Origin of the sequence: Trichococcus sp. (assembly GCF_049589555.1) — a bacterium.
Classification (GTDB): Bacteria; Bacillota; Bacilli; order Lactobacillales; family Aerococcaceae; genus Trichococcus.
The window spans coordinates 1-14,685 of the sequence record NZ_JBAWAZ010000311.1 but is presented as its reverse complement, the minus strand read 5'-3'; the positions used below and the strand labels follow the sequence as shown (position 1 = coordinate 14,685).

At 45.9% G+C, this 14,685-nt stretch carries 13 protein-coding genes, 1 pseudogene and 1 riboswitch; of the genes and pseudogenes, 4 read left to right on the top strand and 10 right to left on the bottom strand.

Translation table 11 applies throughout. The features are described 5' to 3' along the window. The 4 genes from WBV27_RS11145 to gdhA form a co-directional block, all read right to left on the bottom strand. The coding region (locus WBV27_RS11145) for a biotin/lipoyl-containing protein (RefSeq protein ID WP_424202075.1) at positions 1 to 1,117 on the bottom strand (1,117 nt) is incomplete at its 3' end. A gap of 106 nt (positions 1,118 to 1,223) precedes the next feature. After that, positions 1,224 to 2,201: an alpha-ketoacid dehydrogenase subunit beta gene (locus WBV27_RS11140; RefSeq protein ID WP_086628228.1), complete on the bottom strand. Its 978-nt coding sequence runs from the start codon at positions 2,199 to 2,201 to the stop codon at positions 1,224 to 1,226. A gap of 2 nt (positions 2,202 to 2,203) precedes the next feature. Next, on the bottom strand, positions 2,204 to 3,313 hold the full coding sequence (gene pdhA / locus WBV27_RS11135) for a pyruvate dehydrogenase (acetyl-transferring) E1 component subunit alpha (RefSeq protein WP_106448754.1): 1,110 nt from the start codon (positions 3,311 to 3,313) through the stop codon (positions 2,204 to 2,206). 613 nt (positions 3,314 to 3,926) lie between these two features. Further along, a complete protein-coding gene (gene gdhA / locus WBV27_RS11130; RefSeq protein WP_424202072.1) occupies positions 3,927 to 5,273 on the bottom strand; it encodes an NADP-specific glutamate dehydrogenase in 1,347 nt (448 codons plus the stop codon). 220 nt (positions 5,274 to 5,493) lie between these two features. Here gdhA and def point away from each other — a divergent pair, with 220 nt between their 5' ends. Beyond that, positions 5,494 to 6,054, top strand: a complete 561-nt coding sequence (gene def, locus WBV27_RS11125) for a peptide deformylase (protein ID WP_424202070.1) — start codon at positions 5,494 to 5,496, stop codon at positions 6,052 to 6,054. A 61-nt stretch (positions 6,055 to 6,115) separates the two neighbouring features. Here def and WBV27_RS11120 read toward each other — a convergent pair whose 3' ends face one another. Both WBV27_RS11120 and WBV27_RS11115 read right to left on the bottom strand, forming a co-directional pair. Beyond that, positions 6,116 to 6,853: an amino acid ABC transporter ATP-binding protein gene (locus WBV27_RS11120; protein WP_424202068.1), complete on the bottom strand. Its 738-nt coding sequence runs from the start codon at positions 6,851 to 6,853 to the stop codon at positions 6,116 to 6,118. 22 nt (positions 6,854 to 6,875) lie between these two features. Continuing rightward, positions 6,876 to 8,554 (bottom strand): annotated as a pseudogene (locus WBV27_RS11115) (ABC transporter substrate-binding protein/permease). Positions 8,555 to 8,745: 191 nt separating this feature from the next. Further along, positions 8,746 to 8,900: riboswitch (Lysine riboswitch) on the bottom strand. Positions 8,901 to 9,100: 200 nt separating this feature from the next. Here WBV27_RS11115 and WBV27_RS11110 point away from each other — a divergent pair. Next, positions 9,101 to 9,814, top strand: a complete 714-nt coding sequence (locus WBV27_RS11110; RefSeq protein WP_424202066.1) for an HAD family hydrolase — start codon at positions 9,101 to 9,103, stop codon at positions 9,812 to 9,814. 3 nt (positions 9,815 to 9,817) lie between these two features. Beyond that, the gene (locus WBV27_RS11105; RefSeq protein ID WP_424202064.1) at positions 9,818 to 10,777 is read left to right on the top strand and encodes a lactate/malate family dehydrogenase; all 960 of its coding nucleotides are present in this window, start codon (positions 9,818 to 9,820) and stop codon (positions 10,775 to 10,777) included. A 73-nt stretch (positions 10,778 to 10,850) separates the two neighbouring features. Here the strand turns inward: WBV27_RS11105 and panD are convergent, their stop codons facing one another. The 4 genes from panD to WBV27_RS11085 all read right to left on the bottom strand — a co-directional run bounded on the left by panD (position 10,851) and on the right by WBV27_RS11085 (position 13,796). Then, on the bottom strand, positions 10,851 to 11,237 hold the full coding sequence (gene panD / locus WBV27_RS11100) for an aspartate 1-decarboxylase (RefSeq protein WP_086628237.1): 387 nt from the start codon (positions 11,235 to 11,237) through the stop codon (positions 10,851 to 10,853). Between the two features lie 15 nt (positions 11,238 to 11,252). Continuing rightward, the gene (panC, locus tag WBV27_RS11095) at positions 11,253 to 12,095 is read right to left on the bottom strand and encodes a pantoate--beta-alanine ligase (RefSeq protein ID WP_424202062.1); all 843 of its coding nucleotides are present in this window, start codon (positions 12,093 to 12,095) and stop codon (positions 11,253 to 11,255) included. 14 nt (positions 12,096 to 12,109) lie between these two features. After that, positions 12,110 to 12,949, bottom strand: a complete 840-nt coding sequence (gene panB / locus WBV27_RS11090) for a 3-methyl-2-oxobutanoate hydroxymethyltransferase (protein ID WP_424202060.1) — start codon at positions 12,947 to 12,949, stop codon at positions 12,110 to 12,112. Positions 12,950 to 13,310: 361 nt separating this feature from the next. Next, positions 13,311 to 13,796: a hypothetical protein gene (locus tag WBV27_RS11085; protein WP_424202058.1), complete on the bottom strand. Its 486-nt coding sequence runs from the start codon at positions 13,794 to 13,796 to the stop codon at positions 13,311 to 13,313. Between the two features lie 394 nt (positions 13,797 to 14,190). Here WBV27_RS11085 and WBV27_RS11080 point away from each other — a divergent pair, with 394 nt between their 5' ends. Then, the gene (locus WBV27_RS11080; RefSeq protein WP_424202056.1) at positions 14,191 to 14,400 is read left to right on the top strand and encodes a hypothetical protein; all 210 of its coding nucleotides are present in this window, start codon (positions 14,191 to 14,193) and stop codon (positions 14,398 to 14,400) included. Positions 14,401 to 14,685: the final 285 nt, after the last annotated feature.

The window sequence follows — 14,685 nt, the reverse complement described above, 5'->3', positions numbered from 1 at the left end:
TTGTTCCTTGCGCTGCAGCAACATCTTTGAATTTCTTGCGGTGATCCCATAATTTGGACACTTCAACTTCATCAAATAAGGTTACGTGAGGCGCTGTATGTTTGCTGTTGACCATTGCTTTCGCAATTGCTTTTCTTGTTGGAGACATTTTTTGGCGTGTTTCCGCTTCGCCCATATTGGAAGAGAATGGTTGAGCTGGCGTTGCGGCTTGTGTTGCTTGAGCCACTGCTGCTACTGGAGCCGCTTGGACTGCTGCTTGTGCCGAAGCTTGAGCTTGGACTGCTGGAGTCACAGCTTTTGCTGCCACTGGAGCAACTCCGCTGAAGTTATCGATATCTTCCTTCAGTACACGGCCACCTTTTCCAGTCGGTGCAACTGCAGTGATGTCGATGCCTTTTTCGCGTGCGTATTGACGGACGGATGGCATAGCCAAAACTTGCTTATTAGGATTCGCTGCGGCTGCAACCACGCCTGATGACGCTGGTGCAGTTGAAGCTGCTGCAGGTGCTGCGGCTGCTTTCGGTGCTGGCGCTGCTGCGGCCGGGCCATTTTGGCCTGGTGCATCGATTTCCACCAATACATCGCCGATGACTGCAACCGTGCCTACTGGCGCTACGATGCGGACTACTCTGCCTGTAACAGGAGATGGAATCTCTTCAACAGATTTGTCGTTCTGCACTTCAACCAATGTATCATCTTCATTGATCATATCGCCTTCTTTGATAGGCCAAGAAACGATTTCACCTTCCATGATACCCTCGCCTAGAGCAGGCAATTTGAATTGGAACAGTCCTCCTGTTGAAGCTGCAGGTGCTGCTGGAGTTGATGGCGCTGAAGCTGTTGCTGGTGCAGGAGCTGCAGAACCTTCCTCTTCATGACCTGGAGCATCGATTTCCACCAATACATCGCCGATGACTGCAACCGTACCTACTGGCGCAACAATCTTCAAGACTTTCCCGGTTACTGGGGATGGGATTTCTTCGACTGATTTATCATTTTGTACTTCTAATAATGTATCATCTTCATTGATGGTGTCGCCTTCTTTGATTGACCAAGAAACGATTTCACCTTCCATGATACCTTCGCCTAGAGCAGGCAACTTGAATTTAAAAGACATTTTCTTAACTTCCCTTCATTTGTCTATTTTTGGATTTCCGACGCACAAAAGCGAACAAATACAATTCTCTGGGATATGGAATTGTATTTGTTCAAGCTTTCAGCTCTTAGAAATGATAAGTTTCTCTTACTTTATTCTCGATATCAGTAGCATTCGGTAACCAAATGTTTTCTGCTTGACCGAACGGGAAGACAGTATCCGGAGCAGCTACACGTCCGATAGGAGCTTCTAACGATAACACTGCACGTTCAGAAATTTCGGACATGACCATTGCGCCCACACCAGCTTGACGCTGTGCTTCTTGGACTACTACGACACGGCCTGTTTTTTGTACAGAGGCAATGATCGTTTCGACATCAAGAGGAGCAACCGTACGCAAATCGATTACTTCGACCGAAATGCCTTCTTTTTCTAGTGTTTCTGCAGCTTTGATAGCTTCGCGGACCATTGCGCCGTAAGTGATGACGGACACGTCAGATCCTTCTTTTGTGATGGCAGCTTTGCCGATAGGAACAGTGTACGCTTCTTCAGGAACTTCATCACGGAATGAACGGTACAATTTCATGTGCTCCAAGAAGACAACGGGATCGTTATCACGGATAGCTGAAATCAACAAACCTTTTGCATCGTATGGGTTCGAAGGGATAACCACTTTCAAACCTGGTGATTGAGCCATCAAGCCTTCCAAGTTATCCGAGTGCAATTCAGGTGTATGCACACCGCCACCGAAAGGAGAGCGGAAAACGATAGGCAGATTACGCGTGCCTGCCATGCGGTAACGTGTACGTGCAGCTTGCGCTACAACTGTATCCATTACTTCAAATACAAAACCGAAGAATTGGATTTCCGCAACGGGACGGAAACCTTCCAACGCCAAACCGAATGCCAAACCACCGATACCGGATTCAGCTAAAGGAGTATCAAAGACGCGGTCTTCTCCGAATTTTTCTTGAAGTCCTTGTGTCGCACGGAATACACCGCCGTTTTTACCAACGTCTTCTCCGAAGATCAAAACGTTTGGATCGTTTGCAAGTTCAATTGCAAGCGCATCAGTGATGGCTTGGATCATAGTTAATTGTGCCATGATTATTTAGTCTCCTTTGCTTCATAGTACGCGATTTGTTCTGCCATAGTTTGGTTTGGTTCTTCGAACATGCTCTTCAGGAAGTCAGATACTTTTTGTTTAGGAGCTTGGTCAGCTTCCTTGATCGCATCTTTAATTTCTTCTTTGACTGATTCGATGACTTCATTTTCTTTTTCTTCAGACCACAAGCCTTTTGCCGTCAAAAATTTGCGCATGCGGATCAATGGGTCTTTTGCTTGCCAGCCTTCCAATTCAGCAGTGTCACGGTAACGTGTTGGATCATCACCTGACAAAGTGTGTGGACCAAAGCGGTAGCAGATTGTTTCAATCAATACAGGGCCATTTCCGGCAACAGCATATTCTCTTGCTTTTTTGGTTATGGCGTATACAGCCAAGATGTCCATCCCATCGACTTGGATACCAGGAATTCCGGCAGCCATAGCTTTCTGTGCCAACGTTTGAGCAGCTGTCTGCACGTGGCGAGGTGTTGAAATCGCCCATCCGTTATTTTGGATGAAGAAGATGGCAGGTGCTTTGTAGGATCCGGCAAAGTTGATTCCTTCATAGAAATCCCCTTGCGAGCTTCCGCCGTCACCAGTGTATGTGATGGCAACATTTTTCTTGTTGCGTTTCTTCAAGCCCAATGCGACACCGGCAGCTTGCACGTATTGTGCGCCAATGATGATTTGCGGTGGTAAAGCTTTGATGTCGTCAGCGTATTTATTGCCATCCACGTGGCCTCTTGACCAAAGGAAAGCTTGTGTCAACGGCAAACCGTGTTTGACCAGTTGAGGAACATCGCGGTAACCAGGCAACAAGACATCTTCCTTGTCGATTGCTGCAATACTTCCTAATTGGCTCGCTTCCTGACCGGCTGTCGGTGCATAGAAACCTAATCTACCTTGACGATTCAACGCAGTTGAACGTTCATGTAAAATTCTGGACCATACCATATCTGTCATGAATTGAACCAATTGTTCATCAGAAAGATCTGGCATAAGGTCAGGGTTTACAATATTCCCTTCTTCGTCCATGATTTGGACCATGCGAAAATCTGTGTTCGTGCTGCTTAATAGTGCGTCAATGTCGATTTTTGTTTGTTTTGTAGCCATGCTAACACTTTCCTCTCTATTCCCTTGATATTTCATCTCTGTCGATGAGGTTTATACAGATGATTTCAACTGTATCAATTCACAGTTGTTACATGAATAATTTACCACGCATTCGAAACATATGCAAGGCTAAAGGAAACTTTTCATTTTTTGTGCACATAATATCCACCACCGCTTTATTGTAAGCGTTTATTGAATTGTTTTTGTTCATTTGTTAACGAGTGCTTACACTCGTTAATTTGACGTATATTGAAACATCATTATTACGTATATTTACAGATTGTCGCAATCAGACACAAGGAAACTGTATCATATTTCGGATAAAACTGTTTCTATTAAAAATGCGAACCATTGATGGAATAGGCTTTCAAAAGTATAACAGCCTATTTATTATAACTACCACTTTCGGATAACCCGTTTCTGCAGTTTTTCATAACCAGTTGGCTATTTTTTCGCGGTTTATCCCCCGCCGTTCCATTCATTCACGAAATCACAATCTCGCCACTATGAAAATATGATTAAAAATCGTGTGCATTCCTTACAAAAACAAAGAAAAAAGGTCATTTCAATTAAGAAATAACCTTTTTTATACAAATTTTTGTTGAAACTTCTTTTAAACTAAACCTTGATAAATCATAGCATCCGCAACTTGCACAAACGCTGCGATGTTGGCACCTGCCAAATAGTTGCCCGGTATGCCGTATTCTTCAGCTGTTTTTTCAGCTGTCTTAAAGATGTTTGTCATGATCTCCTGCAGCTTGCCGTCGACTTCTTCGAACGTCCAATGGCTGTGGGCACTGTTCTGAGCCATTTCCAGCGCGGAAGTCGCTACTCCGCCTGCATTGGCAGCTTTAGCCGGCCCATAAAAAATGTTATTGTCCGCATAGATTTCCACAGCTTCCAACGTGCTCGGCATGTTCGCGCCTTCGCTGACACAATAAACGCCAGCTTTGACTAATCTTTCAGCTTGGTCTTTGTCGATCTCATTTTGCGTTGCGCTAGGCAGGGCAATATCATAGTTCAGATCGAAGTCCCAGACGCTGCCGTCTTTATATACCGCCGTCGCTTTTTCGGCTGCATAGGCAGTCAATCTTTCACGACGAACTTCTTTGATGTCCTGAAGCAGAGCTACATCAATACCAGTTTCATCGTAGATGTAGCCATTGGAATCGGAGCAAGCGACAACTGTTCCGCCAAATTCATGAACTTTTTCGATAGCGTAGATGGCAACATTACCGCTTCCGGATACCACCACTTTTTGGCCGGCAAACGATTTTCCGTTCGCTTTCAGCATTTCTTGTGTGTAGTAGACCAAACCGTAGCCTGTCGCTTCTGTACGCGCCAGACTTCCGTTCATGACGACCGGTTTACCGGTCAGAACACCAGTCTCGGCGCCATTCAAACGTTTGTATTGGCCATACATGTAGCCGATTTCGCGTCCGCCGACACCGATATCGCCAGCAGGGACGTCCAAAGTAGGACCGATGTGTCTTTGCAGTTCAGTCATGAACGATTGGCAGAAACGCATCACTTCAGCATCCGTTTTGCCTTTAGGATCGAAATCAGATCCGCCTTTACCGCCGCCTATCGGCAATCCGGTCAAGCTGTTTTTGAAGATTTGTTCGAAACCTAAAAATTTCAGGATGCTTTCATTGACTGTCGGGTGGAAACGCAAACCGCCTTTGTATGGTCCGATCGCTGAATTGAATTGGACACGGAAACCTTTGCTGACTTGAACGTCCCCTTTGTCATCCATCCAAGGAACACGGAAGGAAACGATGCGTTCAGGTTCTACCATTCTTTCAAGGATGTTCCATTTTATGTAATGCGGATTCTTCTCCAAAGCTGGTTCGATCGTGTCGAACAACTCCCTTACCGCTTGTAAAAATTCTTTTTGATGCGGGCCTCTATCTTCAACCTTCTTATAGACTTTTTCAATATAATCTTTAGCAATTGTCATAAAAATCATCTCTTCTTTCGCTATAGAATTAAAAAAACCTCACACCGTCGTGTAATCATTTTTTCATTTTCCTATTTTACACATACCCCTTGTTTATTACAAGGAAAAAGATGAGTCTAGCTTTTTTTTTTCGAAACGTGTACTATGTAACGTGAAGTGTTTTGTAGTTTGCTAGCCCAATCATTTCAATATAAAAACCAACAAAAGGAGGAATGCATGCATGATCACTATGGATAACATCATCCGGGAAGGTCATCCTACATTGCGGAGGTCGGCTGACTTGGTCACTTTCCCTTTATCTGCGGAGGACCGAGAAATCGCCGCAGAAATGATGGAGTTCCTTTCGAACAGTCAGGACGAAGAAATCGCCGAGCAACTCAACTTGCGCGCAGGTGTCGGTTTGGCAGCTCCGCAAATCGACGTATCCAAACGCATCGTTGCGCTACTGATACCAGGGGAGTATGAAGATGATCCTCCGGAATTGGCTAAAGTGATGTTCAACCCTAAAATCGTAAGCCACTCCATCGAAAGCGCCTGCCTTAAAGGTGGCGAAGGTTGCCTTTCAGTGGATCGCGAAGTACCGGGGTTTGTCGTCAGACATAGCCGGATTACGGTAGCTTACCAAGATGCCGAAGGAGTAACACACAAAGCTCGCTACAAAGGCTACACAGCCATTGTGGTGCAACACGAAATCGACCATCTCAACGGTATCATGTTCTACGACCACATCAATGAACAAGCACCCTTTGCAGTCGCAGACGACGTCATCATCATCGAATAGGAAATGAAAATGAAAAAGAAGAACGGAACTGCAACTGCTGCAGAGCCGTTCTTCTTTATTTTTATTTTGTAAGATATCTTTCCAGGAATTGCTTCGTGCGAGCCTCGGTTGGATGATAGAAGATATGATCAGGGGATCCCTGTTCCAGGATGACGCCTTGATCCATGAAGATGACGCGATCGGAAACTTCCCTCGCGAACTCCATTTCATGCGTCACGACGATCATCGTCAAGCCGCTGTTGGCAAGATCCTTCATAACCTTCAATACTTCTCCCACCATCTCCGGGTCCAAAGCCGATGTCGGCTCATCGAACAACAGCGCATCCGGCTCCATCGTCAAAGCGCGAGCGATAGCGACGCGTTGTTTTTGGCCGCCTGACAATTGATCCGGTTTGGCGTTTATGAAGTTCCCCATCCCGACCTGTTCCAGATAGCCCATGGCGATCTTTTCGGCTTCTTGCTGAGACTTTTTAAGGATTTTCACAGGTCCTACCGTGCAATTATGCAATACATCCAAGTTGTTGAACAGATTGAACTGCTGGAATACCATCCCCAATTTGCTGCGGTACTTGAAGATATCATGCTTCGAGTCCAGAACGTTTTCGCCGTCATAGATGATCTCTCCGGCTGTGGGCTTTTCAAGCAGATTGATGCAGCGCAACAGAGTCGATTTACCGGATCCCGATGAACCGATGATGCACACAACTTCCCCTTTATTCACGCTGAAATCGATGTCCTTCAGCACTTCATGTTGACCGAAGTTCTTCTTCAGATGCTGTACGTCAATTACTTTTTCCATCAAATGATTCCTCCTGTGGCAATTAATTTGCTCTGTCTCTTTCTGCTTGTTTTTTGCGAGCCATTAATTCTGGTGTAGTCAATTGGTCTTGACCTGCACCCATCATCTGATAATTATCAGGGCCTTGCATTTTTCTTTCGATAGCACGCAGGATGCGCGTCACCGTGAAGGTCATGACGAAGTAAATGATTGAAGCCACGAAGAATGATTCGAAATAACGGAAGTTATTCCCGGAAATCGATTTGGTCGTAAAGAACAATTCCGAAACGGAGATGACGTTCAATACGGAAGTATCTTTGATGTTGATGACGAATTCGTTCCCTGTCGCCGGCAGGATATTCCGGATCACTTGCGGCATGACGACATTCCGCATCGTCTGCAAGTGATTCATCCCGATTGCTTGAGCGGCTTCGAATTGCCCTTTGTCGATGGAAATGATCCCGCCGCGGACAATCTCCGACATATAAGCGCCCGTATTGACCGATACAATCAACAGCGCTGCAAAGATGCGGTTCATGTCGATGTCAAACGCCAATGCGGCACCATAATAGATGACCATAGCTTGCACGATCATAGGCGTGCCGCGGAAAATTTCGATGTAGCATGACAGCAAAAAATTCACCACGTTGTACACGTGTTTTTTCCATCCTGATTCCGCAACTGGGATCGTACGGATGACGCCGATCATCAGACCGATTCCCAGTCCGATGACGGTTCCGATTAAAGCTATATATAATGTTGTCCATGCACCTGATAAAAACTGTCTCCAGTTTTCTTCGATGATGCGGATAACCCAACTAAACTCCATTTAATGTATGCCCCTTTTTGATGTTCCGTCAGCCTTGATTATTCAGCTGATGGTTGGTTTTGGATTGCTTCATCCATCATTTGGATGCGTTCTTCTTCGGTGATGCCGCTCAGGATCTCATTGATCTGGTCTTTCAATTCACTTTCTTTGATCAAACCAATTGCGATTTCTGAATCAGCCGCGGACAATTCGAAAGTATCCGCTTCATCTAATTCGATCATTTTGAAAGCGGAATTGGCTGCTGAAGCGCTGATGGCTTCCGGACGTTCCGATACGTAAGCATCAATTGTGCCTGATTCCAAAGCTACGCGCATGGAAGTGAAACTGTCCATTGCCGGTTGCTTTTGCACGCCTTCAATCTGATCGATGACGCCATAGTGCAACGTATTCAACTGTGCTGTAACTTTTGCGTCCGCGAAATCAGCCAAAGCTGTCGCATCTGCATAAGCGCCATCCGCTTTGACGACAATCACTAGTTCAGTCGTATAGTAGGAATCCGAGAAATCAATCGCTTCTTTGCGTTCCTCTGTCGGCGACATGCCTGCAACGATAGCATCGATTTTTGATGAAATCAACGCCGGCACCAAGCCATCCCATTCCGTCTTAACGATGACCAGTTCCTTGCCTAAACCGTCCGCCACTTTTTGGGCCATCTGAACGTCATAGCCGTTAGCGTAACCGTCAGCGCCGTCGATTTTCACTGCGCCGTTGCTGTCATCATTTTGGGTCCAGTTGAATGGAGGGTAGCCTGCTTCCATTCCGACAACGAATGTTTCAGAATCCGCTGAACCGTTGGCTGCGGATGAATCATCAGTGGCTCCGTTTCCGCATCCCGCCAAAATAAACAAACCTGTCAATGCCGCCAATGTTTTTTTCCATGTTTTTACTGTCATCTCTATTTCCTCCTAATGTATATAGTCCTATTTACATGCTCAAAAAAATTTAAATAACCGTCTTATCCAGCTGCTTTTTTGTCCACCTTTCGACCCATAGAGCGTCATAACAATGCTAATTCAGTCCGTTTTTGTGCAAAAAAATAGACTATAAAGCAAAAGGCCCTATAATCCAGCTTCCTTCTGCCCGCAATACCGAAAGTACTCCACAAACGATTTTGGGCAAATCGTTCTGACAGTGTCAGGATTCTTAACCCTGACCCCAACACAGCAAACGCTGTATTTCGGCGAACACCCCTTTCAAACGGGCATTTTACTCTTGATGTTCGCAGCCTCTTCCATTATTGTATGATCGTATGACATTATTGTATGTTATTATACTGTACGGATTTTTAATTTGCAACAAAAAGCGCTTTGCCCCGCCATCCGACGCACCACAATCATCGACGGGCACTATCACGGATCGTCCCTATTTTTTCCGTTTCAAAAAATCGGTTTCGGATGCTATACTGACTGCAACAACAAAAGGGAGGAACTACCTCAATAATGCTTACTATACTATTCGATTTGGACGATACTTTATACGACACAGCAAGTCCATTCTTCCAGGTGCTGGAAAATTACCGCTTGGAGAACAGCTACAGCGACGAAGCCACATTCGCCCTTTTCCGCGAACATTGCGATGCCGCTTTCGACCTGTTCTCCAGCGGGGAGCTGACGCTGGCCGAGTCACACATCATGCGCACACAGCACACATTCGCCGACTTAGGTCTTCCGCTCACCAACGAAGAGGCGATGCATTTCCAGGAAACCTACCAAAAAAGGCAAGGAGAAATCACGTTAAGCCCGGGGATCGAGCAGCTGCTGAATGAGTTGGAAAGTCGACACATTCCGATTGCAGTCTTCACGAACGGTCCTGAAAAGCACCAGATGAAAAAATTCAATGCGCTGGGTTTGGAGAGATGGGTGCCGCCAGCACGCACCTTCATTTCCGAAAAAATCGGTTACCCAAAACCACACGCGAAGGCCTTCTCTCATGTGCAGGAGGCTTTAATGGCAAGCCCTGATGAGCTGCTCTTCATCGGGGATACCTACGAAACGGACATCATCGGCGGCCAGGCTGCCGGGTGGGCATCGTTGTGGTTCAATCATCGCCGGAAATCAGAGGATGAAAAAGTGGTGCTGGAACCAACCTTCTATTCTGTAGCGGAAATGCACCAAGCCATTCATGAAAATATCTCAAAACGAAAGGAAATATGACCTATGTTACAGACAAAATTAGCCATCATCGGGGTCGGACATGTCGGTTCCCAAGTATTGACCGACTGCAGCCACCTCAACTTATTTTCTGACATCGTCCTGATCGACAGCAACGAGGACACAGCAAGAGGCGAAGCCCTGGACCACCGCCATGCGCTGGCCGCTAGCTACCGGACACACAGCAAAATCTACGCCGGCGATTATGCGGACTGCGCGGATGCCGACGTCATCATCATTTCCGCAGGCGTCAGCGAGAAGCCTCGCCCCGGTGAGGCGATGCCCCCAAGAGCGTTGATGGGCAAGGAGAATGCCGTTGAAATACGCAAGATTATGTCCGGCATCACCCAGCATACAAAAGACGCCATCATCATCCTGATAACGAATCCGGTCGATACGATCACCTATATCGCCGAAAATGAGTTCGACTATCCGAAAGGCAAAATTTTCGGCACCGGAACGACTTTAGATACTTTCCGCTACCGTCAGATTGTTGCTTCCCATTATCAAGTCGATCCCAAAAACGTCAGCGGCTACATCATGGGCGAACACGGCAGCACCGCCTTCCCGGCTTTCAGCAGCACGACTGTGGGTGCACTCACCCTTACACAAAGTGATGCCTTATTGGACCCTGCGGCACCATTGGACCGGGAATTCGTGACCCAAGAAGTGGTGCACACAGCTTCCGATGTCTTCAACTGGAAAGGCTGGACCAATTCAGGCATCGGGGAAGTGGCGGCAGTCTTGGCCCGCGCAGTCATGCTGGACGAGAAAAGCATCTTCCCTGTGACCGCAACCGTCGACGGCTTTTACAACTGCCATGGCGAAGCGGCCTTCAGTATGCCTTGCATCATCGGCAGGAACGGCTTGGAGAAACAGATCCCCTTGCCGCTGGATGATGAGGAATACGAAAAACTGCAACTCTCCATCAAAGATATTCAATTTACGCTGCAATCCGTGCAATAGGAAAAGCGCAACCGCATCATGGCCGATTGGTCCGATGCGGTTGCGCTTCTTTTTTTGTAACTATATGGACTGCCTACATGCTGAGCCTTCCGTGTTCTTCATATCTTGTCACTGTCGTGATGGCATTCTGCTCATCCACAAACACCACAAGCGGTTTATGCTCCTTCGCTTCCTGCTCATCCATCATGCAGTAAGCCATGATGATGATTTTGTCCGACACCTGAACGCAACGGGCAGCGGCACCGTTCAGGCAAATCATACCCGAGCCGCGTTCGCCTGCGATGACATAAGTTTCGAACCTGGCACCGTTATCGATGTCGACGATTTGCACTTTTTCATATTCGATCAGGCCTGCAGCATCCAGCAGATCCTTGTCGACAGTGATGCTGCCCACATAGGAAAGCTCCGCCTGGACCACGACGGCGCGGTGTATTTTACTTTTTAGCATATTGAGTTGCATTGTTTTTCCCCCCACTTATTCCGTTATAAAATTATCGATCAGACGCGTTTTCCCGATATTAACCGCCAAAGCCACCAATACAGGTCGCTCGACGCTGTCCACTTGCTGCAGCGTGCGCGCATCCACCAACTCCACATAGTCGATCTTCGCCATCGGTTCCGCTTGGATCGTTTCCGAAATGGCCTTCAGGATTTTGGCAGCATCCCGCTCGCCATCCGCAAGCATTTGCTTCGCAACTTCGAGCGCTCGGCTCAGCACCAACGCTGCCTCGCGCTCATCCGCTGACAGATAACTGTTGCGCGAGCTTTTGGCCAAACCGTCCGCTTCCCTGATGATCGGGCAGCCGATGACAGTGACGTCCATATTCAGATCGCGGACCATCTGTTGGATGACCGCCAACTGTTGGGCGTCCTTCTGTCCGAAATAGGCGCGGTCCGGCTGAACGATATTGAACAGCTTCGTCACGACTGTGCAGACGCCCCGGAAATGAGCCGGTCTGCTCTTTCCGCACAAGCTCTCTGTCAGACCATGCATGTCCACAAAGCTGCTGAAATCGGGATGGTACATTTCTTTCGGCTCGGGATGAAAAATCAGGTCCACTCCGCTGGCTTCGCACAATGCGGAATCTTTTTCGAGATCCCTTGGATAGCTTTCCAAGTCTTCGGATGGTCCGAACTGCATCGGATTGACAAAGATGCTGACGACCACTCGATCGTTTTCGCTGACGGCTTTCTGCATCAAGCTTTGATGGCCTTCATGGAGATAGCCCATCGTCGGTACGAAGCCGACCGACAAACCTTCCTTTTTCCAGGCCTTCACGGCACTGCGGATTTCTTCAACTGTTGCTGCAATCTTCATTCGTGGTTACCCCTCTAATATAATTTTTCGATGACCGCGTCCGACAGCGCAAAGGTGTGCTCCGCTGCCGGAAACGCGCCGCTTTTCACTTCGGATATGTAGCCTTCGATGGCTGTCTGCATCTGTGGTCCTATTTCAGCATAGCGCTTGACGAATTTTGGTGTGAAATCGGAATAGAGCCCTAGCATGTCCTGATAGACCAACACTTGGCCGTCGCACCCGTTTCCCGCACCGATGCCGATTGTCGGAATCGAGATGCTTTTGGTGATCAAATCGGCTAGCTTGGCTGGAATGCATTCCAGCACCACCGCAAAGGCTCCTGCCGCTTCCACAGCTTTCGCTTGCTCAATCAGGCTGCGCGCCGCTTCTTCATCTTTCCCTTGGACCTTGAAGCCGCCGAAAGCATTGACGGATTGGGGCGTCAAGCCGATATGCGCCATGACCGGAATGGAAGCTTCCACGATTGCCTTTATCTGGGGGCAGACCTCAAGGCCGCCTTCCAGTTTGACTGCCTGCGCCCGGCCTTCCTTGATCAGCCTGCCGGCATTGGAGACCGCATCATAGACGGAGGTCTGATAGGACATGAACGGCAGATCGCTTACGACCAACGCATCCTTTACCCCTCTGGCGACAGCTTTTGTGTGGTGGATCATGTCCTCCATCGTTACCGACAAGGTGTCTTCATACCCAAGCATCACCATCCCCAGCGAATCGCCCACCAGCACCGAGTCGATCCCTGAAGCATCGATCAGTTTGGCAGTGGAATAGTCATAAGCAGTCAGCATCGTCAGCCGCTCATTTTTCTGCTTGGCATTGCGGAAAGTCAAAACCGATTTCTTCACCCGAATTCCCATCCTCTCTTCATCCAATGTAATATATTATTCACACATTACGTTCTGCGGGGAATAATGTCAACAACTTTTTGAAACTGGAAGCCCTACCAAAAACATTTACTGTCATGACACATGGATATCCCCATTAAAATGCAGTGGAAATAGATGTAGGGATAGACTTAGAAACAAAAAAATAACCTTTAGATCGTTTAAGGAACACCGTCCTGTCTACGTTTCTAAAGGTTAATCTTGTAATATAGTCGAGATGATGAGTTTATCTGACACAAAATCAACTGTAAATGCTTGAACCTCTCAGGAATAATACTATTAATGTTTCTTCTATACCATATGCTTATATATCGGATTTAAAAAATAGAAAAATTTATTCAGGTAAATTTCCTTTCCAATATATACAGAATTCTTCGTGCGCAGTCTCAAAATATCTTTTTGCAATAATCGTTGATATCAAAGTTGCAAATGAAATAGCAACACCTAGACTTACAAGGAGCATTGTTAATGCTGTAGCAAATGTTCCTACACCGAATGCTGCGCTCATCAATTTTTCTCTTTCCGTCTTATTTTGTTCATCTGACCCACAAATAAGATCATATGTCTCTTTTTCCCAACGAGAAAGTATTCTTCTGCCAAGCTTCATAAAGCCATCAAGGTATTGTTCACTTTTAAATTCAACTTCCTCTGATAGCACTATTGGACTTTCTGGGTAAAGGTTCACTATATTAGGTTCATCTGCGACTTTGCTTGAAATATTACCTAATCTTATCAATAGTTCATCTTCATTAAGCAACGATAGATCCTCAACAGCTGCCTCAATTTCATGGCGCGTCCTTAGCTCTCTTATACTACTCATAATTACCTACCCCTTTCAGTGTTAAAAAATACCTGTAATCAATTAAAATTTATTTTTAATACTAAATTATTATAAATGATGACCATTTCTCGTTATTATCATTATACTCCTCTCTAAAAATAAAATAAAATTTCAGATCAAAAGAAAAAAGCAAGCCGTTAGGTTGCTTATCGCATTGATAATTCTATTAGGTTCATTTACGGACACATCGACCAAGCATCCACTAGAATCGGCGAAAAAACTTACGTTCCTGGCATAGCATGTTTTATACAAATAGTTAACAACTTATTAATACGGTTATGTGTATTATCGGGTTGTAATTATAACGGTATCAAATAGTCTATCGTTTATAAATATTTTTCCAAGGAGGGTTCAATATAAAAAATGGTTATTGTTGAGTACGGTGGTATTGACATTGGCTGCTTGGGGGAGCGCTGATGAACAGAGTTTAGCTGAGAAAAGCGTAAATAAATCGATAACGTCATCTAACGCTATAAGTTCATCTTCTGAAGAAACAGAAACCTTGGAAGTAAAAGATGGTCCTCTTACGAAAATTGGTCAATTTAAAAATGACAAAGATGGTTGGGGTGTCTGTTTATCTTGAGAAAATTGATACTATAAACCAACCATGTGAGTTAATTCCCGGACTAACGTTGTCTACGTTGGTTTTTAACGTGTATTCATCCACTCAGAGTGCTTTTCTGAGTGGAAATAAAAAAATAACCTTTAGATTGCCGAAAAGGAACACCGTCCTTTCAACGTTTCTAAAGGTTAATCTTTTACTATTATGGAGACGATGGGTTGTTATTTATCAACTAACATATATTTAATAAGGCTTTGCATAGCGTTTATTATATGGAAGCAAACGGAAAAATAGTTAATAGAATTA

Coding starts and splice junctions, on each gene's coding strand:
- WBV27_RS11140 (WP_086628228.1), bottom strand. CDS start 2,201: ATGGCACAATTAACTATGATCCAAGCCATCACTGATGCGCTTGCAATT.
- pdhA (WP_106448754.1), bottom strand. CDS start 3,313: ATGGCTACAAAACAAACAAAAATCGACATTGACGCACTATTAAGCAGC.
- gdhA (WP_424202072.1), bottom strand. CDS start 5,273: ATGACAATTGCTAAAGATTATATTGAAAAAGTCTATAAGAAGGTTGAA.
- def (WP_424202070.1), top strand. CDS start 5,494: ATGATCACTATGGATAACATCATCCGGGAAGGTCATCCTACATTGCGG.
- WBV27_RS11120 (WP_424202068.1), bottom strand. CDS start 6,853: ATGGAAAAAGTAATTGACGTACAGCATCTGAAGAAGAACTTCGGTCAA.
- WBV27_RS11110 (WP_424202066.1), top strand. CDS start 9,101: ATGCTTACTATACTATTCGATTTGGACGATACTTTATACGACACAGCA.
- WBV27_RS11105 (WP_424202064.1), top strand. CDS start 9,818: ATGTTACAGACAAAATTAGCCATCATCGGGGTCGGACATGTCGGTTCC.
- panD (WP_086628237.1), bottom strand. CDS start 11,237: ATGCAACTCAATATGCTAAAAAGTAAAATACACCGCGCCGTCGTGGTC.
- panC (WP_424202062.1), bottom strand. CDS start 12,095: ATGAAGATTGCAGCAACAGTTGAAGAAATCCGCAGTGCCGTGAAGGCC.
- panB (WP_424202060.1), bottom strand. CDS start 12,949: ATGGGAATTCGGGTGAAGAAATCGGTTTTGACTTTCCGCAATGCCAAG.
- WBV27_RS11085 (WP_424202058.1), bottom strand. CDS start 13,796: ATGAGTAGTATAAGAGAGCTAAGGACGCGCCATGAAATTGAGGCAGCT.